The organism is Agrococcus sp. ARC_14, from assembly GCF_022436485.1.
Taxonomy (GTDB): Bacteria; Actinomycetota; Actinomycetes; order Actinomycetales; family Microbacteriaceae; genus Agrococcus.
The window spans coordinates 1,252,808-1,271,064 of sequence record NZ_JAKUDO010000001.1; the positions used below are offsets into that span (position 1 = coordinate 1,252,808).

Genomic DNA, 18,257 nt, shown 5'->3' on the forward strand with positions numbered 1-18,257 from the left:
TCCCACCACTCCTCACCGAGGCTCCTCGCACGCTCCGCGACGAGCTAGGGCGATCCTTCTCGCGGCGAGGCTGGAGAGGTAGTGTCGGAATCGCCACTTGACATGGTTCACCCGACAGGGAGGAACGCGATGTCCATCGGGCCTAAGGCCGCTGCGGTGATCGATCTCGCCCACGACCTCGAAGCGCTGTCCGGCGCTGCCGAGTACGACGCGCAGGCAGCTCGCCTGCTGGGCGGAGTGCTGCCTGCGGACGAGATCATCTGGGCTCGCGTCGACTTCATCGCGGGCACCGCGATCGTGCGCGGCGCGACGCCGGAGGTCAACGGCGTCCGTGCGGCCGGGCTCGCTCGATTCGGCCACACCCACCAGGGCGTGCGCAGCTACGAGCAGTCTCCGACGGACCGATCTCCGCGCCGGATGTCGGATGTGGCGTCGCAGGAGCAGTGGCACGCAACCGCGCTGTACCAAGAGGTCTATCGCGAGCTCGGCCGGGCACATCAGCTTGGACTCATGACGCGCATGGCTGCACTCGGCATCGGGGAGGGGTGGACCTTCACGCGCACCGGATCGGACTTCACCGACCGAGAGCTGGAGGTCGCTCAGCGAGTGCTGCCGGTGCTCATCGCCCTCGAAGCGCGCCGCCCCGTCGTGCAGGCGCAACCCTCCGCGACGGTGAAGCCGCGTGAGCTCGTGCTCCTCACCCATCTCGCAGAGGGCCACACGGCACGGTCGATCGGGCACCGCATGGGCATCACCGAGCGGACGGTGCGCAAGCACCTCGGCGATCTGTACGTCGTGCTGCGATGCAACGATCGGCTCGTGGCGGTGCAACGCGCGAAGGACCTCGGGCTCCTGCCCCGCTGACCGTGCGGTCACGCCGCCCCGCCATCACGCGGTGCGACCTGCGCGAGCGGTCTGCGACTACATTGCGTCGTATGCGCCATCGAGACGAGACCTGTGCTGAGCCCCTCTCCCTCCGAGCGCTCCGGGTGGATGACTCGGCTGCCATGGCCGTCGTCCTCGCCGATGCCTCGCTCTACCGATTCACGGGCGGCGAGCCGCCCTCCGTCGCTGACCTGGAGCGCCGCTACGCGGTGCAGACCAGAGGGCACTCCGCGGATCGCACGGAGACGTGGATCAACAGCATCGTGGTGCTCGGCGCCCGACAGGAGCCGATCGGCTACGTGCAGGCCACCATCCCGGAGGGCGGGGCGCCCGCCGAGATCGCCTGGGTCATCGGCGTGCCATGGCAGGGTCGCGGCTACGCCGCACGTGCTGCGGCACTGCTGGTCGAAGCGCTCGTCCGCCGGCGAGTCGATCGCATCATCGCCCACATCCATCCGGAACACGCGGCATCGCAGCGCATCGCGACCCGATTGGGCATGCTGCCCACGAGCACGGTGGTCGACGGCGAGATCCGCTGGGAGGTCGCCATCGCGGCGCCGGCGACCGCGGTCAGCCTTCCCGACTGCGCCCCGACCGCATCCGGGATCTTCGACGCGGATGCGGGAACGCGCCCGGGCTCGACGCGACCTGGCCAGGGGGCCCCGCGCTGAGGGCTGCCGGCCCGCCCTGGCGTGGTACCCGGGTACCACGCCGGCGTCGCGCGAATCCGCCTTTCGGCCGACGCGCCGCGCCGACCGTTCGCGGGATGCTCGAGGCATGATCGCAGCAGAGCACCTCACGAAGCGCTACGGCGCGAAGGTCGCGGTCGATGATGTCGGCTTCGAGGTCCGCCCGGGCCTCGTCACCGGCTTCCTCGGCCCCAACGGCGCCGGCAAGTCGACCACGATGCGCATGATCGTCGGCCTCGACCGCCCCGACGCAGGATCCGTCACCGTCTCCGGCGTGCCGTACCGCGAGCTCCGCTCGCCGCTCACCGAGGTCGGAGCGCTCCTCGACGCCAAGGCCTGGCATCCGGGTCGCACCGCCGAGCGTCACCTGCTCGGGCTCGCCGCGACGCACGGCATCGGCAAGCGCCGCGTGCATGAGGTGCTCGAGCTCACGGGTCTCGAGGCGGTTGCGCGAAAGCGCGTCGGTGGCTTCTCGCTCGGCATGGGCCAGCGCCTCGGCATCGCCGCGGCGCTGCTCGGCGACCCGCACACGCTCATCCTGGATGAGCCCGTAAACGGCCTCGATCCCGAGGGCGTCGCGTGGGTGCGCGGGCTGCTGCGCACGCTTGCGGCCGAGGGCCGGGCCGTGCTGCTCTCCTCGCATCTCATGAGCGAGATGGCCCTGGTCGCGGATCGCGTCGTGGTGCTTGGCCGCGGTCGCGTGCTCGCCGACCAGTCGATCGAGGAGATGCTCTCGTCACGGGGGACGCTCGTCGTGCACGTGCGCGGGTCCGGGGTCGACCGACTGCCGCAGCTGCTCGCCGCAGATGACGTGACCGTCACGCAGGTCTCGCCGGACGCCGTCGAGGTCGCGGGGGTGCCCGCGCCTCGCATCGCCGAGATCGCCGTGGAGCACGGCATCGGCTTGGAAGAGCTCACACCCCGCAGGGCGACGCTGGAAGAGCGCTACATGGCCCTGACGAACGATGCCGTCGAGTACCGAACGGAGGCAGTCCGATGACCACCGCCACACCCACGACAACCGACTCCGAAGCGCGCCGCTCGACCTTCCGCGAGTCGCAGCATCGCGTGACCTTCCGGGGCGTCCTGCGCTCCGAATGGGTCAAGCTCACGAGCGTGCGCTCGATCGGATGGGCGATTGCGATCGCCGTCGTCATCACGGCCGGACTCGGCGCGCTCGTGACGCTCGCGACACTCGCGACGGCACCGGATGGCGCGATCGAGCAGGGTCTCTTCAGCGAGGTGCCGGTCGCGAGCCTGGGTGCCTCCGGCATCCTCGTCTCGCAGCTCGTCTTCGCCGTGCTCGGCGTCATCGCCATCACGGGCGAGTACGGCAGCGGCCAGATCCGCTCGAGCCTCACGGCGGTGCCGCGGCGCCTGCCCGTGCTCGGAGGGAAGGCGCTCGTGCTCGGGCTCATCGCCTTCGTCGCCAGCGGGCTCGCGCTTGCGATCGGCATCGCTTCCACGATCGCCGTCGCGCTCTCGTTCGGGGTCGAGCTGGAGGCGATGAGCGTCGGGCTCGACGTGCCCTTCGCGATCCTCGGCGGGGCGACGTACCTCGCACTGCTCACGGTGTTCTCGCTCGCGGTCGGCGCGCTCGTACGCTCGGGCGCCGGCGCGATCGCCATCTCGCTCGGCGTGCTGCTCGTGCTCCCGGCGGTGATCGGCCTCATCCCGTTCGAGGTCGTGCAGGAGGCTTCCCCGTACCTGCTGCCGAACGCCGGCATGACGATGTCGCTCCCCGGCACGGAACCGGGTGAGGAATTCTGGCGCGCGCTGGCTGCGACCGTCGCATGGCCCGCGATCGCGCTCCTCGGCGCCGCCGCGGCCCTCATGCGGCGCGACGCGTAGGCTCTCCCGACGTGAGCACGACGCAAGCGGCCCCCGGCGGAGACGCCGTGGGCCGCTTGCCCGTGCCTCGCCCGCCGGGCGTGCTCCGCCGCTTCGGTCTCGCGCATCCCCGGCTCGTCGACTGGCTGCTCGCGGTCGCCGCGCAGCTGCCGATCGTCGCGATCGGCACCGTGATCGCCTCCGTCGAGGCGTCGATGCAGACGAGCGGGCTCTGGATGGTCGCCGTCGCGATCGCAGCCGGCGCCGCCCTGCTCTGGCGCCGCCGCCGGCCGCTCGTCGTGACCGTCGTCTGCGCGCTGCTGCTCGCAATCCCCGCAGAGGCTTCCGCAGGAGCGTTCCTCGCCATATACGTCGCGCTCTACTCGCTCGGGGCATACGCGCGTGCCACGCTCGCGTGGGTGGGACTCGCGGTCGCAGCGGTGTGCTCGGCGCTCGCGACCATCATCCTGCCGGCGCTCGCACCAGGGATGGTCGGGCCCGTCCTCACCGTGAACCTGCTCGCGATCTCGTCGTACGTCGTGGCTGTGCTGCTCGGGATCTCGGCGCGCGCTCGTCGCTCGTACGTCGACCAGCTCATCGCCCGCGCCTCCGACCTCGAGCGCGACCGCGACCAGCAGGCGCGCCTCGCCGTCGCGGCGGAGCGTGCTCGCATCGCGCGCGAGATGCACGACGTCGTGAGCCACGGGCTGACAGTCATGGTCACGCTGGCCGAGGGCTCCGCGGCGCAGGCCGAACGCGATCCCGCGCGTGCGAGCGGCACGATGCGCGGCGTCGCCGAGACCGGGCGCGCCTCGCTCGCCGAGATGCGCCGGCTGCTCGGGGTGCTGCGGGAGCCCGGCGACGGTGCCGAGCTCGCGCCACAGCCGAGCTCCGGCGATCTGCAGGCGCTCGTCGCGTCGTTCCGCGAGGCCGGGATGCCCGTGCGGCTCACGACATCGGGCTCGGCGATCGACGACCAACCGCTGGCGCTCACGGTGCACCGCATCCTCCAGGAGGCGCTCACGAACGTGCTGCGGCACGCTTCGGACGCCAACCGGGTGGAGGTGATGGTGCAGCACGAGCGCGGCGCCGCCGTGCGCCTGGAGGTGACCGACGACGGCTCCGGCGCGCCCGCGGCGACGGCGGGCTCGGGTCGCGGCATCGTCGGGATCCGGGAGCGCGCCGCCATGTTCGGCGGAGCGGTCGAGGCCGGGCCGCGAGCGACCAAGGGCTGGCGCGTCGTCGTCGAGCTCGAAGAGGCAGGAGCTGCATGACCATCCGCATCGCGGTCGTGGACGACCAGTCGCTCGTGCGCCTCGGCTTCCGCATGGTGCTGGAGGCGGAGGAGGGGCTCGAGGTGGTCGGTGAGGCATCCGACGGCGCCGAGGCCGTGGCGCTCGCCGCGCGCGGCGGCGTCGACGTCGTGCTCATGGATGTGCGGATGCCGGGTCTCGACGGCATCGCGGCCACCGAGCGGATCAGCGCAGCCGCCTCGCCGCCGAAGGTGCTCGTGCTCACGACCTTCGACCTCGACGAGTACGCCTACGCCGCCCTGCGCGCGGGTGCGAGCGGCTTCCTCCTCAAGGACGTGCGGCCCGCGGAGCTCATCGCCGCCATCCGTGCCGTCCACGCGGGAGATGCGGCGCTCGCGCCCGCCGTCACTCGGCGCATGCTCGAGCGGTTCACGTCGAGCGTGCCCTCGACGCGCGACGACACCGTGCTCGAGGTGCTCACACCGCGCGAGCGCGAGTTCCTCATCGCCATCGCAGAGGGGTGCACGAACGACGAGCTCGCGGCACGCTTCGTGCTGTCGGCGTCGACGGTCAAGACGCACGTGGGCCGGCTGCTGCGCAAGCTCGACGCACGCGATCGCGTGCAGCTCGTGATCCTGGCCTACGAGCTGGGGATCGTCGGTCGCTGACGCGCCGTGGCCCCTGCGGCGGCCAGCGGAGCTCGAGCGTGATGCTTGGATGCGCGGCGACGCGGCAGGGCCTCGCGACCTCGCGGTCAGCCGCGCGCGATGCCGACGATGCCGAGCACGAGCACGAGCACGGCGACGGCCGCGAAGATGAAGCCCCAGAACTGCATCGGGATGAAGAAGAACGTGTGGATGTTGCGAGCGCGCCGCGCCTGGCGCAGCTCCTGCTCCAGCAGCTGCTGGCTCTGCGCGTGGGCCTCGGATGCGGAAGCAGGGGCCGGCTGGCCAGGACCGAGCAGGAACCGTCCCGAGGAGACCAGCGCTTCGAGCTGCTGCTCCCGTGCCTCGCGCCACGCGTCGATCTTGCGCTGCGGGCGCGACACGTTCATCGCCTGACCCGTGAACCAGGTCGCGAGGGCAGCGATCGCGAGGCCGAGCGAGATCGAGAAGGGGAGCATCGACTCCGGCAGGAAGGTGCTCGCGAGGCCCGCGAACAGCATCATCGCCAGTCCGCCATAGAAGAACGCCAGAATGCCCCACGCGCGCCAGATCACCATGCCGTCATCTCAGCACGCTCGCGCGACGGCGGCAAGCATTCGCGACGGGCAGTTCTGCCCGTCGAGCGATCAGCGGGCGCAGTCGATGCAGGTCGTGGCATCGGGGCGAGCCTCGAGCCGCGCTGGCGCGATGGGGCGACCGCACACGCTGCAGGTCGTGTCCTCGCCGCGCTCGAGTCGCGCTGCCGCTTCGTCGATCGCGGCGAGGGCCTCGAGCTGCGTCTGCCGCAGGCCTTCGAGCCGTGACCACTCCGACGACAGCGAGACGCCGTCGGGGTCGTGCTCGTCATCGTCGCTGATGCCCGCGCGCATCGACCGCAGCTCGGCGAGCTGCGCATCTGCCTGTCCGAGCTGCTGCAGCACCTCGCCGCGGCGAGCAGCGATGCGTTCGGCGCGGCTGGGCTCGGGCTGCATCCGGCAAGGATAGTCCGCGGCATCGGTCGTTGAGGGCTCGTCCAGGTGGCACGCATAGGTGCGTGCCAGACTCCCGCGGGTGGCGGGCTCTCGGCCGCGCCGCATCCGTCGAACCGCATCCAGGAGGACCGTTCATGTCGAAGACGACCGCTCTGCGCCGAGGCGCCGTGATCGCCGCTGCCGCCGCACTCGTGCTCACGGGCACGACCCTCACCGCGCCGCCCGCTGAGGCGTCGACACGGCCCGGGCCGACCCTGCCGTCCGTCTGCTACTCCGTGTCGTCGACGACGCAGACGCTGCGCTACGGCGACCGCGGATGGCGCGTGACCTACCTGCAGTGCGTGCTGCGATCGATGGGCTATCCGACGGTGGCCGTCGACGGCGTGTTCGGATCGAACACGCGTCGCGCCGTCGTGGACTTCCAGTACTACATCGCCGGCATCACGGCCGATGGCATCGTGGGGCCGGTGACCTGGCGGCACCTCCACGAGCGCTCGCGCACCTACTGAGCGGCCGCCCCTGCGGCGCGGGGCGGCGGGCACTGAGATGATTGCGGGATGACCGCAACACTCGTCGCCCAGGGCCTCGCCGGCGGCTACGGCCACCGCACGCTCTTCGACTCGCTCGACCTCACGGTGGCGCCGGGCGACGTCGTCGGCGTGGTCGGGGCCAACGGTGCGGGCAAGTCGACGCTGCTGCAGATCCTGGCCGGCATCGAGCAGCCGCAGGCCGGCACGGTGACGCTCGCGCCCGCTGACGCGTTCGTCGGCTGGCTGCCGCAGGAGCACGAGCGGATCGAGGGTGAGACGGTCGCCGACCACCTCGCTCGTCGCACCGGCTGCGCGGCGGCCACGCGCGAGATGGACGCCGCTGCGGCGGCGCTCGGCGACCCCTCGCTCGCCGCGACCGGCACCGACCCGGCCGACACCTACGCATCCGCCCTCGACCGATGGCTGGCCAGCGGTGCGGCCGACCTCGAGGAGCGCATCCCGATCGTGCTCGCCGAGCTGGGGCTCGAGCTGCCGGGCGCCCGCATCGCCCAGGCACTGATGACCTCGCTCTCCGGCGGCCAGGCTGCGCGTGTCGGCCTCGCCGCGCTGCTGCTGTCGCGATTCGACATCGCGCTGCTCGACGAGCCCACCAACGATCTCGACCTCGATGGCCTCGAGCGGCTCGAGGCGTTCATGGAGGGCCTTCGGGGCGGGGCGGTGCTCGTGAGCCACGATCGCGAGTTCCTCTCGCGCTGCGTGACGCGCGTGCTGGAGCTCGATGTCGCGCAGCACTCGAATCGCGTCTACGGCGGCGGCTACGACGCCTACCTGGAGGAGCGCGCGACGCTCCGCCGCCACGCGCGCGAGCAGTACGACGAGTTCGCCGAGAAGAAGGCCGACCTGGTGGCGCGCGCCAGGACGCAGCGCGAGTGGTCGAGCCAGGGCGTGCGCAACGCGATGAAGAAGTCGCCGGACAACGACAAGATCCGCAGGCGGGCCGCGACGGAGTCGAGCGAGAAGCAAGCGCAGAAGGTGCGGCAGATGGAGAGCCGCATCGCCAGGCTCGACGAGGTCGAGGAGCCGCGCAAGGAGTGGCAGCTGGAGTTCACGATCGGGGCGGCACCGCGGTCGAGCTCGGTCGTCTCGACCCTCAGCGGCGCGGTCGTGCAGCAGGGCGACTTCACGCTCGGGCCGGTGTCGCTGCAGGTGAACGCGGGAGAGCGCATCGGCATCACGGGGCCCAACGGCGCCGGGAAGTCGACGCTGCTGCGCGCGCTGCTCGGCCAGCGGGCGCCGGACGAGGGGTCCGCGAGCCTCGGTGCGAGCGTGGCCGTCGGCGAGATCGATCAGGCGCGCTCGCTGCTCGTGGGCTCCAAGCCGCTCGCGGCGGCCTTCGAGGCGCTCGTGCCGGAGCTGGCCGCCGGTGAGGTGCGCACGCTGCTGGCCAAGTTCGGGCTGCGCGCCGATCACGTGCACCGCCCCGTCGACGAGCTCTCACCCGGGGAGCGCACGCGCGCGGGCCTGGCGCTGCTGCAGGCGCGGGGCGTCAACCTGCTCGTGCTCGACGAGCCGACGAACCACCTCGATCTGCCGGCCATCGAGCAGCTCGAGCAGGCGCTCGAGTCCTATGACGGCACGCTGCTGCTGGTGACGCACGACCGGCGGATGCTCGAGACGGTGCGCACGGATCGGCGCTGGCACGTCGAAGCCGGGCGGGTCTTCGAGCGCTGACGCGTCAGCGCTACTGCCCGACTCTGCCGTCGACGCACTCGCGCAGCAGGTCGGCGTGCCCGCAGTGGCGCGCGTACTCCTCGATGCGGTGCACCATGATCTCCCTGATCGCCTTGCCGCTCTCGCCGACTCGCTCGCCAAGATCGCGATGCTCGGCGATGACAGCATCGGTCTTCGTCTGCTCGTTCCGGAGGGCCGCGAAGGCCTCATCGACGACCGCCTGCTCGCCGACGGCGCCGTCGAAGTCGGCATCGTGCGGGCCGTAGAGCGGCTCGGCAGCGGAGTCGGACACGATCCAGCTGCGCCAGTCGCGCTCCACCTCCGCCAGGTGCCGCACGAGCCCGAGCAGCGACATGGTCGACGGCGGCACGGAGCGCCGCGCCAGCTGCTCGGGGTTCAGGCCGTCGCACTTCATGAGCAGCGTGTGCCGGTAGTCGTGCAGGTACTCCACGAGCGTCGGCCGCTCGCCGTCGGGGCTCGCGCCATCGGTGTTGCGCGGGTCGTCATCCGGGTTGACCCACATGTCGGGGTAGACCGTCGCCTGTGTCCATCGCTGCGGCTGCTCGCTCATGCGCACCAGTCAACGTGCACGGATGCCGGGAGTCAATGGAGTGCGAGTGGCCTGCTCGGTGCGACCTACGCTCGTCGGAGGCACACCGAGGAGCGCACATGAGCGAGCAGACCACCGGCAGGGCGATGACGATCCCCGGCCTCGACATCCGGGCGCCGCTGCACGACGGCTTCGTCGTGGACACCGATCCCGACCGGCTCGACCTCGAGCGCGTGCACGCCTGGCTGTCGACGGATGCCTACTGGGCGATGGGCCGCCCGATGGACGTGCTGCGGCGCGCCGTCGCCGCATCCGTCAACTTCGGCGTCTACGCCGCGGACGGCGCCCAGGTCGGGTACGCCCGGCTCGTCACCGACGGCGCCACCTTCGGCTGGCTGTGCGATGTCTACGTCGATCGAGACGCGCGCGGGCTGGGGGTCGGCTCAGCGCTGGCGCAGACGATCGTCGACGCCGTCGCGCCGCTGCGCATGAAGCGGCTGCTGCTCACGACCGCCGACGCGCACGGGATCTATGCGGCGTGCGGCTTCGTGGTGCACCCGAACCCCGAACAGGTCATGGTGCGTACGACCGAGCAGGCCTGAACGGAGCTACCCGACGCGGTAGGTGATGTGCGTGACCAGTGGGGTCGCGCGAGCCGAGATCGGCTCGAGCGCCACCGGCCCCGACGCCGTGAACAGGCGCTCTCCCGCACCCAGCACCAGCGGCGCGATGTGCAGCCGCAGCTCGTCGATGAGCCCAGCGGCCAGGCACTGGTCGACGGTGCTCGCGCCGCCCGCGACGGCGATCGTCGCATCGCCCGCGGCCTCGCGCGCTCGCTGCATCGCTGCTTCCACGCCGTCGGTCACGAAGTGGAACGTGGTGCCGCCCGCCATGGGGATGGGCTCCTGCGGCGTGTGCGTGAGCACGAACACCGGTGCGCCGTACGGCGGCTCGGGTCCCCACTAGCCGGTCCACGGCTCCGTCCAGCCGCCGTCGCGCGGCGGGCCGAACATGTTGCGGCCCATGATGTAGGCGCCATGGCCGAGGACCGCGTCGATCTCCGCCCGGTGCTCGTCGGCCGCTTCGAACATCCAGCGATGCAGCTGCTCGCCACCATCGCCGAGCGGCTCCTCCCGGCGCTGGTTCGGCCCGGCCGCGAAGCCATCGACCGAGACGCCGATGTCGCAGGTCACGATGCCCATGGTGCCTCCTCGCATCCGTCATCGATCCTGCCGCGATGCGCGCGTCCTGTCGAGAGCTGTGGGACCGTCGCGGCGCATCCGCCCTCGTGCATCCGCCCCTTGCGCATCCGCCCCGCGCGATCGATACTGCGCACGGAGGTGGGCCGATGGTGGACTACGCGCAGGGATTCAGCGGCTTCGCGGTGCCAGATGTCGCGGCGGCGAAGGCATTCTACGACGAGGTGCTCGGGCTGGAGGTGGCGGAGGAGCACGGCATGCTGCAGCTCACGCTGCCGGGCGGGGCGACGGTGCTGGCCTACCCGAAGGACGATCATGAGCCGGCCGTGTTCACCATCCTGAACCTCGGCGTCGCCGACCTGCCGGCCGCGGTCGACGAGCTCTCGGGCCGGGGCGCGACGTGGCTGCGCTACGAGGACTTCGAGCAGGATGCGCGCGGCATCGTGACCGGCGGAGACATGGGGCCGGACATCGCCTGGACGAGCGACCCGGCCGGCAACGTCATCGCCGTCATGCAGCTCGATCGCGAGTGAGGCTCAGCGCACGCCCCAGGCGTAGGTCTGCTGCTGCAGCTTGAGGTACATGAGCGTGTCGGTCTCGCGCACGCCGTCGATGCTGCGGATGCGGTCGGAGACGAGCTCGAGCAGGTGCGCGTCGCTCTCGCAGACGACCTCGGCGAGCACGTCGTAGCTGCCGGCGGTGATGACGACGTAGTCGACCTCCGGCATCTCTGCGAGCGCCTCGGCGACCGGCCCGAGGGCACCGGAGACGCGGATGCCGATCATCGCCTGGCGGGCGAATCCGAGCTGCGTCGGGTCGGTGACGGCGACGATCTGCATGACGCCGCTGTCGGTGAGCCGCTTCACGCGGTTGCGCACTGCGGTCTCGCTCAGCCCCACAGCCTCGGCGATGGCGGCGTAGGGCGCGCGGCCGTCGCGCTGCAGCTCGGCGATGATCGCCTTGTCCTGGGCATCGGGGAGGCTCACAGGCGCGACCATGCCTCAGTCAGCACGCCGCGCAGGATCTGCTCGATCTCGTCGAAGTGCGACTGGTCGCAGATGAGCGGCGGGGAGAGCTGGATGACGGGGTCGCCGCGGTCGTCGGCCCGGCAGTACAGCCCGGCGTCGAACAGCGCCGTGGAGAGATAGCCGCGCAGCAGCCGCTCGCTCTCCGCCTCGTCGAAGGTCTCCTTGGTGGCCTTGTCCTTCACGAGCTCGAGGCCGTAGAAGTAGCCCTCGCCGCGCACGTCGCCGACGATCGGCAGGTCGTGCAGCCGCTCGAGCGTTGCGCGGAAGGCTCCCTCGTTGGCGCGCACGTGCTCGAGCACCCCCTCCTCCTCGAAGATCTGCAGGTTCTTGAGTCCCACGGCGGTCGCGACCGGGTGGCCGCCGAAGGTGTAGCCGTGAGCGAAGGAGGCGCCTGGCTGCGCGAAGGGCTCGAAGAGCCGCTCGCTCGCGATCATCGCGCCCAGCGGTGCGTAGCCGGAGGTCAGCCCCTTGGCGCAGGTGATGATGTCGGGCTGGTAGTCGTAGCGCTCTGCGCCGAACATCGTGCCGAGCCGGCCGAAGGCGCAGATCACCTCGTCCGAGACCAGCAGCACGTCGTGCTCGTCGCAGATCTCGCGCACGCGCTGGAAGTATCCCGGGGGAGGCGGGAAGCAGCCGCCGGCGTTCTGCACCGGCTCGAGGAAGACCGCGGCGACCGTCTCCGGGCCTTCCTGCTCGATCGCGACCCCGATCTGCTCCGCGGCCCAGCGGCCGAAGGCCTCGGGGTCGTCGCCGTGGATGGGCGCCCGGTAGATGTTGGTGTTCGGCACCCGGAAGGTCGACGGCACGAGCGGTTCGAACTGCGCCTTGAGCGGTGGCAGGCCGGTGATCGAGAGCGCGCCGTGGGTCGTGCCGTGGTAGGCGATCGAGCGGCTGATCACCTTGTGCTTCATCGGCTTGCCGGTGAGCTTGAAGTAGTTCTTCGCGAGCTTCCAGGCGCTCTCGACGGCCTCGCTGCCGCCGCTCGTGAAGAAGACCCGGTCGAGATCGCCCGGCGCGAGCGACGCCAGCTTGTCGGCGAGGTCGACGGCACTGGGATGCTTGTAGGACCAGAGCGGGAAGAAGGCGAGCGTCTGCGCCTGCTCGGCGGCCACGGCCGCCAGGTCGGCACGGCCGTGGCCGAGCTGGTTGACGAAGAGGCCGGCGAGGCCGTCGAGGTAGCGCTTGCCGCGGTCGTCCCAGATATACGCGCCCTCGCCGCGGACGATGACGGGTGCCGTGTCGGCATCCGCCATGCGGGTGAAGTGCATCCAGAGGTGGTCAGCGGGCGTCGTCATGGTTCTCGTCTCCGTTCAGTCGGCGGCCGGCACGCAGAGCACCGGCCGTCTGCTCAGGTGCAGCAGCTTGTGGGGCGTCGAGCCCAGGATCGCGCCGCGCACCGGGCTCTCGCCCCAGGTGCCGACCACGATGACCGTGGCGTCGTGCACCTCTGCCTGCTCGAGCAGCGCCTCCACCGGGCGCGCGGAGACGAGTGCCGTGATGGCATCGACGCCGGCGGCCTGCGCCTCGGCGACCGCGTGCGCGACCGCGGCGCCGCCGAGCTGCTGCAGCGCCGCCTCGTGGCTGCGCGACTCCTCGCCCAGGCTGCCGGGTGGTGCCGTGCCGCAGACGATGACGAGCTGCTCGCCGTAGCGACGCGCCACGTCGATCGCGGTCGTCAGCGCCTGCTTCGCGCCGGGCGACTCGTCGTAGCCGAGGACGACGCTCACTGCTGCGCTCCTTCGCTCGCCGCCGCCGCGACCGTCTCGATCGGGGCGGTGCTCGGCCGCTCGTCCCAGAATCGTCGGTCTCGGAAGTACCAGATGATCATCAGCACGATGCCGGTGAGCAGGATGCCGATGCCGATCACCAGCGGCGGCCCCAGGCCGAACCATGCGGTCTCGCTGTACGAGTTCTCGGGATTGCCGTAGTCGACGACCGCCGCGACGAGCAGCCAGATGAGCATGAGCGAGCCGAGCACGGGGCCGACGCCGATGAGCAGGAAGCTCTTCACGCTGGTGGTGAGCCGCTTGCGGAAGTAGATCGCGCACGCGATGCCGGTGAGCGCGTAGTAGAAGGCGATCAGGAGGCCCAGCGCCGTCAGCGTGTCCCACAGCGCCGTCTCGCTGACGATGCCGACGACGAGGTAGTAGGCGATGGCGATGCCCGCGACCCACCACGTGGAGACGTCCGGCGTGCGGAAGCGCGGGTGGATGCGGCCGAACATCGCAGGCAGCGCGCCGCGCCGCGCCATGCTGAGGCCGGTGCGGGATGCGGGGATGATCGTGGTCTGCGTCGAGGCGATCGCCGAGGTCGCGACCGAGAGCATCACGACCCACGCCCACGGGCCCATGGTGTCGGCCGCGAGCACCTGGAAGATCGCATCCTCCTCGTCAGCAGTCTCGGCCAGGAAGGCATCGCCGGCGAGCGCCACCACGGCGATCGTCACCGACAGGTAGGTGATGACGAGCACGATCGTCGACCAGATGGCCGCCTTGCCGGGCGCCTGCGACGAGTTCGTCGTCTCTTCGGTGAGGTTGACCGCCGATTCCCAGCCCCAGTAGGCGAACACGCCCAGCAGCAGGCCGGCCGTCACGCCGGTCCAGCCGCCGCCGAAGGGGTTCAGCCACTCCCACGTCGGCGTGATCGAGTCGAAGGCGGAGGTGTTCGTGAAGACCTGCCACAGCGCGACGACGGCGAAGACGAGCAGCGAGATCACCTGGAAGACGATGAGCACGTTCTGCAGCCGTGCTGAGATCTCGGTGCCCCACACGCAGATGGCCGTCATGACGATGATGAGCACGACGGTGAGGACGCGGATGAGCACGGGGTCGTATGCGAGGTCCTCGAGCCCGAAGGTGAGCAGCGAGTAGCGCACGCCGACCTCGGCGAGTGAGCCGACGATCAGCACGCCCGTCATGGTGATCGCCCAGCCGCCGATCCAGCCGAACCAGGGCCCCATCGCTCGCGTGACCCACGAGAACGTGGTGCCGCAGTCCTGGTCGACCGTGTTGAGGTAGTAGAAGGCGGATGCGATGAGCAGCATCGGCACGAAGCTCGCCAGCATGATGCCGGGGGCGTGGACGCCGGTGTAGAGCACGAGCCCGCCGATGATCGCGGCGATCGTGTAGGCGGGGGAGGTGGAGGCGAGCCCGATGACGAGCGCATCGAAGAAGCCGATGGCGTTCGGCTTCAGCTGTGGTCGGTCGTCCTTCACGGGTGTGGTGCTGGGGTCGGTCACGACTGCTCCTCTGTGCGCAGTTCGGCGGATCCCGTGCGTTCCTCGATGCTGAGGTGCCGCATCCGTCCTCCTTGCCCGCTGACACTACTGATTCCGTCGTGATTCCACTAGAGTCGCGCTGAACCCAGCGTCGGGAGCGTCGCGCATCGCGCGGGGCCGACGCCGGCTCGAGAGGAGCGACATGCGGATCCTGCTGGTGGGCGCCGGAGGCGTCGGAGGCGCGTTCGCCGCGATCGCGGCGCGGCGCCACTTCTACGAGCGCATCGTGATCGCCGACTACGACGAGGCGCGTGCCCAGCGGGCCGCAGCGGTCGACGACCGCTTCTCTGCAGCGCAGGTGGACGCATCCGACCCCGCATCCGTGGCTGCGCTCTGTCGCGAGCACGGCATCACGCATGTCATGAACGCGGTCGATCCGCGCTTCGTCATGCCGATCTTCGAGGGCGCGCTCGCGGCAGGGGCCGACTACCTCGACATGGCGATGAGCCTGTCGCAGCGGCACCCGGAGCAGCCGTTCAGCAAGGTGGGCCGCAAGCTCGGCGACGAGCAGTTCGCGCAGGCCGAGCAGTGGGAGGCGGCAGGGCGACTGGCGCTCGTCGGCATCGGCGTGGAGCCCGGACTCTCGAACGTGCTCGCGCGCTACGCCGCCGATGAGCTCTTCAGCAGCATCACCGAGCTCGGAACGCGCGACGGCGCCAACCTCGCGGTGCACGACGACGACGGCAACGAGATCTTCGCTCCCTCGTTCTCGATCTGGACCACCATCGAGGAGTGCCTCAACCCGCCGGTGATCTGGGAGCGCTCGCGCAGCACGGTCGACGGCGGCTGGTTCACCACCGAGCCGTTCAGCGAGCCGGAGGTGTTCGACTTCCCCGAGGGCATCGGACCGGTCGAGTGCGTCAACGTCGAGCACGAGGAGGTGCTGCTCATGCCGCGCTGGCTCGACTGCGAGCGCGTGACCTTCAAGTACGGGCTCGGCGCCGACTTCATCGGCGTGCTCAAGACGCTGCACACGCTCGGCCTCGACAGCACCGAGAAGGTGCGGGTCGGCGGCGTCGAGGTCTCACCCCGCGACGTGGTGGCAGCGTGCCTGCCGGATCCGGCGACGATCGGCCCGGTCATGACCGGCAAGACCTGCGCCGGGGTCTGGGTACGTGGCACCGGCACCGACGGCCGGCCGCGCTCGACCTACCTGTATCACGTGGTCGACAACGGCTGGTCGATGGCGGAGTACGGGCACCAGTGCGTCGTGTGGCAGACGGCGATCAACCCTGTGATCGCCCTCGAGCTGCTCGCGACGGGCGTGTGGTCGGGCTCCGGGGTGCTCGGACCGGAGGCGCTGCCGCCGAAGCCGTTCCTCGACCTGCTCGGCGAGTACGGCAGCCCGTGGGCCCAGCTGGAGCTGGAGCCCGCGGCGTAGGGTGCAGGCTGCCGTGGGCCGCGTGGCTACCCGAGGACGTCGCGGCGCGCCAGCGCGTGCGGCGAACGGCGGCGGATGAGGCCGAGTCGATCGTCGACCGGGGCACCGGCGGTCGCGCGGGGCAGCGTCCACGGCAGGGTCATGAGGGCCCACACGACGGCGACGAGCAGCGCCTCCCACAGGATGTAGACCGGCCACGGCCCGAGCGCGTCGAGGATCGAGGGTCCCGCCGGCCCCCGGCTCAGGTAGCCGTAGTTCGCGCCGGTGACCGCGTTGGCGACCAGCGCGACGCCGCCCCACGCGACGGTCAGCGCGAAGGCCGTGCCGTAGCCGAACCAGGTGGGCCGGTAGCCCAGGCCCCAGACGAGCACCACGGGCACCACCAGCGCGGCCATGTGCAGCAGCCAGTACATCGTGAACTCGAGCGGCACGAGCTGGAAGTAGTTGAGGTCGGGCGTGAGCAGCGACTGGAGGTTGAGCGTGAGGCCCCAGTAGTAGGAGACGACGATGGCCCACCCCGACCGCGTGATGAGCGCGATGGCCGTGACCAGTCGCAGCGCATCCGAGAAGTGGAACGGCAGCGACTCCTCGATGGAGAAGTTCGACGGCAGCATGCCCCACGCCATCCAGAGCACCGTGATGGCGAGCAACGCCCAGCCCGCGCGCTGCAGCCAGCCCTCGAGCGCCCGGATGTCACGTACGCGGCGCACCAGCAGCGGCAGGGCGATGAGCAGCACGAGCGCGACCGCCAGCATCAGCAGGTGCTCGGCGCCATACGGCGTCATGCGGCCGATCGAGGGGACGGTCGCCAGCACAGCTGCAGTCTATGCAGGCGCCGAGGATCGCGGTGTCGCGCTGCCGCTCACCGCCCGAGATGCAGCAGCGCGGTCGTCTGATGCAGCGGCCGTCGTCCTCGGCCGAGCAGCTGCGAGTCGATCAGCTCGACCTCGTCGACCGTCCACGTGCGCGAGCGGTAGGTGTCGAGCATCCGCAGCCAGCGCACGGCGCTGCGATCCCGTGCCGGTCGCGCCAGGGTCAGGTGCGGATGGAAGCGCTGGCCGTCGGGGGTGGCGCCGACGGCGTTGGCGGCGGCGCGCACGCGCTGCGCAGCGTGCTCGAGCCCGGCGCCACCCTCGCCGACGCCGAGCCAGAGCACAGCTGGTCGATCGGGGTGCGGGAAGGCGCCGGCGCCCGCCAGCGAGCAGGCGAACGGCTCGAGCGCAGCCACGGCCGCCCCGAGCCGCTCCTCCAGCGGTTCCAGGGTGCGCTCCGGCACGTCGGCCAGGAACGCGAGCGTCAGGTGCATGCGGTCGGAGGGCGTCCAGCGCAGCCCATCGCGCAGGTCGAGGAACTCGGCGAGCTCCTCCCGCACGTCGCCCGGCGGCACGACCGCCACGAACATCCGTCGTCCCATGCTGCAACGCTAGGCGCTGCGCTCGCAGCGCGGGGGCTCGGCCGGGGATCGACCGGACCGCGCGCTCGCCGTAGGCTCTCGCCCATGAGCGTCGTCCGCATCCGCACCACCATCATCCAGGAGGGTCCGGCAGCGTCGATCCCGCTCACGGAAGCGCAGGTGTCGTCGCTCGGTGGCGCGAGGAACGCGCCCGTCACCGTCACGATCGGCGACCGCACCGCGCGGCTGCGCATCGGGCAGATGGGTGGCCGGAGCATGGTCGGGCTCAGCAGGGCGGCGCGGGCAGAGCTCGGCATCGAGTACGGGGATGAGGTCGAGGCGGACATCGCGCTCGACACCGCGGAGCGGCTGACGGAGCTGCCGCCGGAGCTCGAGGCAGCGCTCGCGACCGACAGCGGGGCGAAGGCGGCGTTCGAAGCGCTCGCACCCTCGAGGCGCAAGGAGATGGCGCGCGCGATCGCCGAGGCGAAGGCAGAGGAGACGAGGCAGCGGCGGCTGGAGAAGGCGCTCGAGCAGCTGCGCGCTGCAGGTTGAGCCTGCCCGCCGTCGGGGGAGCGGGCCTCGCTCCCTGACGGATCCTGCTCACGGGGGCGCGGCCAGATCGAGACGGGCGAGCCGGTCGTCGGCCCTGGCGGCGCGGGCCGATTCGGTCAGCTCCCACCAGGGGTCGCCGCGCTCGCCGAGGCCCTCCTTCGCCAGCTGCACGCGATCGCGCGCGCGGCGCACGCCGACCTCGTCGTCGTCGCGCCGCACGGCCGACCTGGCCCGCCCGAGATGCGAGCGCAGCCGAGCCGCGGTCTCGGGCTCGAGCGTCGGATCCTCCGCGCGCCAGCGCCGACCGCCGACCGCGATCCAGCGGCCGTCCGGAGTGCGCTGCGCCTCAGGCACGCCGC

At 71.3% G+C, this 18,257-nt stretch carries 22 protein-coding genes and 1 pseudogene; 12 read left to right on the top strand and 11 right to left on the bottom strand.

Annotated elements, in window-relative coordinates; genetic code table 11:
* The first annotated feature begins 129 nt into the window (after positions 1-129).
* From MKD51_RS06255 to MKD51_RS06280, 6 genes are all read left to right on the top strand, one after another.
* The gene (locus MKD51_RS06255; protein ID WP_240239396.1) at positions 130-864 is read left to right on the top strand and encodes a LuxR C-terminal-related transcriptional regulator; all 735 of its coding nucleotides are present in this window, start codon (positions 130-132) and stop codon (positions 862-864) included.
* 71 nt (positions 865-935) lie between these two features.
* Positions 936-1,556 (top strand): GNAT family N-acetyltransferase, encoded by a 621-nt coding sequence (locus tag MKD51_RS06260; RefSeq protein WP_277603923.1) that lies wholly within the window; start codon positions 936-938, stop codon positions 1,554-1,556.
* Positions 1,557-1,662: 106 nt separating this feature from the next.
* On the top strand, positions 1,663-2,574 hold the full coding sequence (locus MKD51_RS06265) for an ATP-binding cassette domain-containing protein (protein ID WP_240239400.1): 912 nt from the start codon (positions 1,663-1,665) through the stop codon (positions 2,572-2,574).
* On the top strand, positions 2,571-3,425 hold the full coding sequence (locus MKD51_RS06270; RefSeq protein ID WP_240239402.1) for an ABC transporter permease subunit: 855 nt from the start codon (positions 2,571-2,573) through the stop codon (positions 3,423-3,425). The genes MKD51_RS06265 and MKD51_RS06270 overlap by 4 nt, the downstream gene beginning before the upstream one ends.
* 11 nt (positions 3,426-3,436) lie before the next feature.
* The gene (locus MKD51_RS16310; protein ID WP_240239404.1) at positions 3,437-4,678 is read left to right on the top strand and encodes a histidine kinase; all 1,242 of its coding nucleotides are present in this window, start codon (positions 3,437-3,439) and stop codon (positions 4,676-4,678) included.
* Positions 4,675-5,325, top strand: coding sequence for a response regulator transcription factor (locus MKD51_RS06280; RefSeq protein ID WP_240239406.1), 651 nt, complete (start codon positions 4,675-4,677; stop codon positions 5,323-5,325). Before MKD51_RS16310 ends, MKD51_RS06280 begins: the two co-directional genes overlap by 4 nt.
* An 86-nt stretch (positions 5,326-5,411) precedes the next feature.
* On the opposite strand, the gene MKD51_RS06285 is transcribed toward MKD51_RS06280, so the two are convergent.
* Both MKD51_RS06285 and MKD51_RS06290 read right to left on the bottom strand, forming a co-directional pair.
* Positions 5,412-5,879: a hypothetical protein gene (locus MKD51_RS06285; RefSeq protein ID WP_240239408.1), complete on the bottom strand. Its 468-nt coding sequence runs from the start codon at positions 5,877-5,879 to the stop codon at positions 5,412-5,414.
* A gap of 69 nt (positions 5,880-5,948) precedes the next feature.
* Positions 5,949-6,293 carry a TraR/DksA C4-type zinc finger protein gene (locus MKD51_RS06290; RefSeq protein WP_240239410.1) on the bottom strand — a complete coding sequence of 115 codons (345 nt, stop codon included), beginning with the start codon at positions 6,291-6,293 and terminating at the stop codon, positions 5,949-5,951.
* 134 nt (positions 6,294-6,427) lie between these two features.
* Between MKD51_RS06290 and MKD51_RS06295 the strand changes: the two genes are divergently transcribed.
* Positions 6,428-6,802, top strand: coding sequence for a peptidoglycan-binding domain-containing protein (locus MKD51_RS06295; RefSeq protein WP_240239412.1), 375 nt, complete (start codon positions 6,428-6,430; stop codon positions 6,800-6,802).
* A gap of 48 nt (positions 6,803-6,850) precedes the next feature.
* Entirely contained in the window at positions 6,851-8,515 is a 1,665-nt protein-coding gene (locus tag MKD51_RS06300) for an ABC-F family ATP-binding cassette domain-containing protein (RefSeq protein ID WP_240239414.1), read from the top strand.
* Between the two features lie 10 nt (positions 8,516-8,525).
* On the opposite strand, the gene MKD51_RS06305 is transcribed toward MKD51_RS06300, so the two are convergent.
* Entirely contained in the window at positions 8,526-9,086 is a 561-nt protein-coding gene (locus MKD51_RS06305; protein ID WP_240239416.1) for a DinB family protein, read from the bottom strand.
* Between the two features lie 98 nt (positions 9,087-9,184).
* Between MKD51_RS06305 and MKD51_RS06310 the strand changes: the two genes are divergently transcribed.
* Positions 9,185-9,667, top strand: coding sequence for a GNAT family N-acetyltransferase (locus tag MKD51_RS06310; protein ID WP_240239418.1), 483 nt, complete (start codon positions 9,185-9,187; stop codon positions 9,665-9,667).
* A 6-nt stretch (positions 9,668-9,673) separates the two neighbouring features.
* On the opposite strand, the pseudogene MKD51_RS06315 reads toward MKD51_RS06310, so the two are convergent.
* Positions 9,674-10,267, bottom strand: a pseudogene (locus tag MKD51_RS06315) (dihydrofolate reductase family protein).
* Between the two features lie 146 nt (positions 10,268-10,413).
* On the opposite strand from MKD51_RS06315, the gene MKD51_RS06320 reads away from it, so the two are divergent.
* Complete coding sequence (locus MKD51_RS06320) at positions 10,414-10,797, top strand: VOC family protein (RefSeq protein ID WP_240239420.1); 384 nt, start codon at positions 10,414-10,416, stop codon at positions 10,795-10,797.
* Between the two features lie 3 nt (positions 10,798-10,800).
* Here MKD51_RS06320 and MKD51_RS06325 read toward each other — a convergent pair whose 3' ends face one another.
* From MKD51_RS06325 to MKD51_RS06340, 4 genes are read right to left on the bottom strand one after another with little or no spacing between them, the layout of a single operon-like run.
* Positions 10,801-11,262: an Lrp/AsnC family transcriptional regulator gene (locus tag MKD51_RS06325; protein ID WP_240239422.1), complete on the bottom strand. Its 462-nt coding sequence runs from the start codon at positions 11,260-11,262 to the stop codon at positions 10,801-10,803.
* Positions 11,247-12,587 carry an aspartate aminotransferase family protein gene (locus MKD51_RS06330; protein WP_240239424.1) on the bottom strand — a complete coding sequence of 447 codons (1,341 nt, stop codon included), beginning with the start codon at positions 12,585-12,587 and terminating at the stop codon, positions 11,247-11,249. The genes MKD51_RS06325 and MKD51_RS06330 overlap by 16 nt, the downstream gene beginning before the upstream one ends.
* Before the next feature lie 15 nt (positions 12,588-12,602).
* Positions 12,603-13,019, bottom strand: coding sequence for a universal stress protein (locus MKD51_RS06335; RefSeq protein ID WP_240239426.1), 417 nt, complete (start codon positions 13,017-13,019; stop codon positions 12,603-12,605).
* Positions 13,016-14,530 (bottom strand): APC family permease, encoded by a 1,515-nt coding sequence (locus MKD51_RS06340; RefSeq protein ID WP_240239428.1) that lies wholly within the window; start codon positions 14,528-14,530, stop codon positions 13,016-13,018. Before MKD51_RS06340 ends, MKD51_RS06335 begins: the two co-directional genes overlap by 4 nt.
* A gap of 181 nt (positions 14,531-14,711) precedes the next feature.
* Between MKD51_RS06340 and MKD51_RS06345 the strand changes: the two genes are divergently transcribed.
* Positions 14,712-15,950, top strand: coding sequence for a saccharopine dehydrogenase C-terminal domain-containing protein (locus MKD51_RS06345; protein WP_240239430.1), 1,239 nt, complete (start codon positions 14,712-14,714; stop codon positions 15,948-15,950).
* A 26-nt stretch (positions 15,951-15,976) separates the two neighbouring features.
* Here the strand turns inward: MKD51_RS06345 and MKD51_RS06350 are convergent, their stop codons facing one another.
* Entirely contained in the window at positions 15,977-16,765 is a 789-nt protein-coding gene (locus MKD51_RS06350) for a TIGR02206 family membrane protein (RefSeq protein WP_240239432.1), read from the bottom strand.
* A 47-nt stretch (positions 16,766-16,812) separates the two neighbouring features.
* A complete protein-coding gene (thpR, locus tag MKD51_RS06355; protein WP_240239434.1) occupies positions 16,813-17,364 on the bottom strand; it encodes an RNA 2',3'-cyclic phosphodiesterase in 552 nt (183 codons plus the stop codon).
* Between the two features lie 84 nt (positions 17,365-17,448).
* On the opposite strand from thpR, the gene MKD51_RS06360 reads away from it, so the two are divergent.
* Positions 17,449-17,898, top strand: coding sequence for a YdeI/OmpD-associated family protein (locus tag MKD51_RS06360; protein ID WP_240239436.1), 450 nt, complete (start codon positions 17,449-17,451; stop codon positions 17,896-17,898).
* A gap of 48 nt (positions 17,899-17,946) precedes the next feature.
* Here the strand turns inward: MKD51_RS06360 and MKD51_RS06365 are convergent, their stop codons facing one another.
* Entirely contained in the window at positions 17,947-18,252 is a 306-nt protein-coding gene (locus MKD51_RS06365) for a biopolymer transporter Tol (protein WP_240239438.1), read from the bottom strand.
* Between the last annotated feature and the right edge of the window lie 5 nt (positions 18,253-18,257).

Bases quoted from the DNA above. Each gene is read 5' to 3' on its own strand.
- MKD51_RS06255 (WP_240239396.1), top strand. From the start codon at position 130: ATGTCCATCGGGCCTAAGGCCGCTGCGGTGATCGATCTCGCCCACGAC.
- MKD51_RS06260 (WP_277603923.1), top strand. From the start codon at position 936: ATGCGCCATCGAGACGAGACCTGTGCTGAGCCCCTCTCCCTCCGAGCG.
- MKD51_RS06265 (WP_240239400.1), top strand. From the start codon at position 1,663: ATGATCGCAGCAGAGCACCTCACGAAGCGCTACGGCGCGAAGGTCGCG.
- MKD51_RS06270 (WP_240239402.1), top strand. From the start codon at position 2,571: ATGACCACCGCCACACCCACGACAACCGACTCCGAAGCGCGCCGCTCG.
- MKD51_RS06280 (WP_240239406.1), top strand. From the start codon at position 4,675: ATGACCATCCGCATCGCGGTCGTGGACGACCAGTCGCTCGTGCGCCTC.
- MKD51_RS06285 (WP_240239408.1), bottom strand. From the start codon at position 5,879: ATGGTGATCTGGCGCGCGTGGGGCATTCTGGCGTTCTTCTATGGCGGA.
- MKD51_RS06290 (WP_240239410.1), bottom strand. From the start codon at position 6,293: ATGCAGCCCGAGCCCAGCCGCGCCGAACGCATCGCTGCTCGCCGCGGC.
- MKD51_RS06295 (WP_240239412.1), top strand. From the start codon at position 6,428: ATGTCGAAGACGACCGCTCTGCGCCGAGGCGCCGTGATCGCCGCTGCC.
- MKD51_RS06300 (WP_240239414.1), top strand. From the start codon at position 6,851: ATGACCGCAACACTCGTCGCCCAGGGCCTCGCCGGCGGCTACGGCCAC.
- MKD51_RS06305 (WP_240239416.1), bottom strand. From the start codon at position 9,086: ATGAGCGAGCAGCCGCAGCGATGGACACAGGCGACGGTCTACCCCGAC.
- MKD51_RS06310 (WP_240239418.1), top strand. From the start codon at position 9,185: ATGAGCGAGCAGACCACCGGCAGGGCGATGACGATCCCCGGCCTCGAC.
- MKD51_RS06320 (WP_240239420.1), top strand. From the start codon at position 10,414: ATGGTGGACTACGCGCAGGGATTCAGCGGCTTCGCGGTGCCAGATGTC.
- MKD51_RS06325 (WP_240239422.1), bottom strand. From the start codon at position 11,262: ATGGTCGCGCCTGTGAGCCTCCCCGATGCCCAGGACAAGGCGATCATC.
- MKD51_RS06330 (WP_240239424.1), bottom strand. From the start codon at position 12,587: ATGACGACGCCCGCTGACCACCTCTGGATGCACTTCACCCGCATGGCG.
- MKD51_RS06345 (WP_240239430.1), top strand. From the start codon at position 14,712: ATGCGGATCCTGCTGGTGGGCGCCGGAGGCGTCGGAGGCGCGTTCGCC.
- thpR (WP_240239434.1), bottom strand. From the start codon at position 17,364: ATGGGACGACGGATGTTCGTGGCGGTCGTGCCGCCGGGCGACGTGCGG.
- MKD51_RS06360 (WP_240239436.1), top strand. From the start codon at position 17,449: ATGAGCGTCGTCCGCATCCGCACCACCATCATCCAGGAGGGTCCGGCA.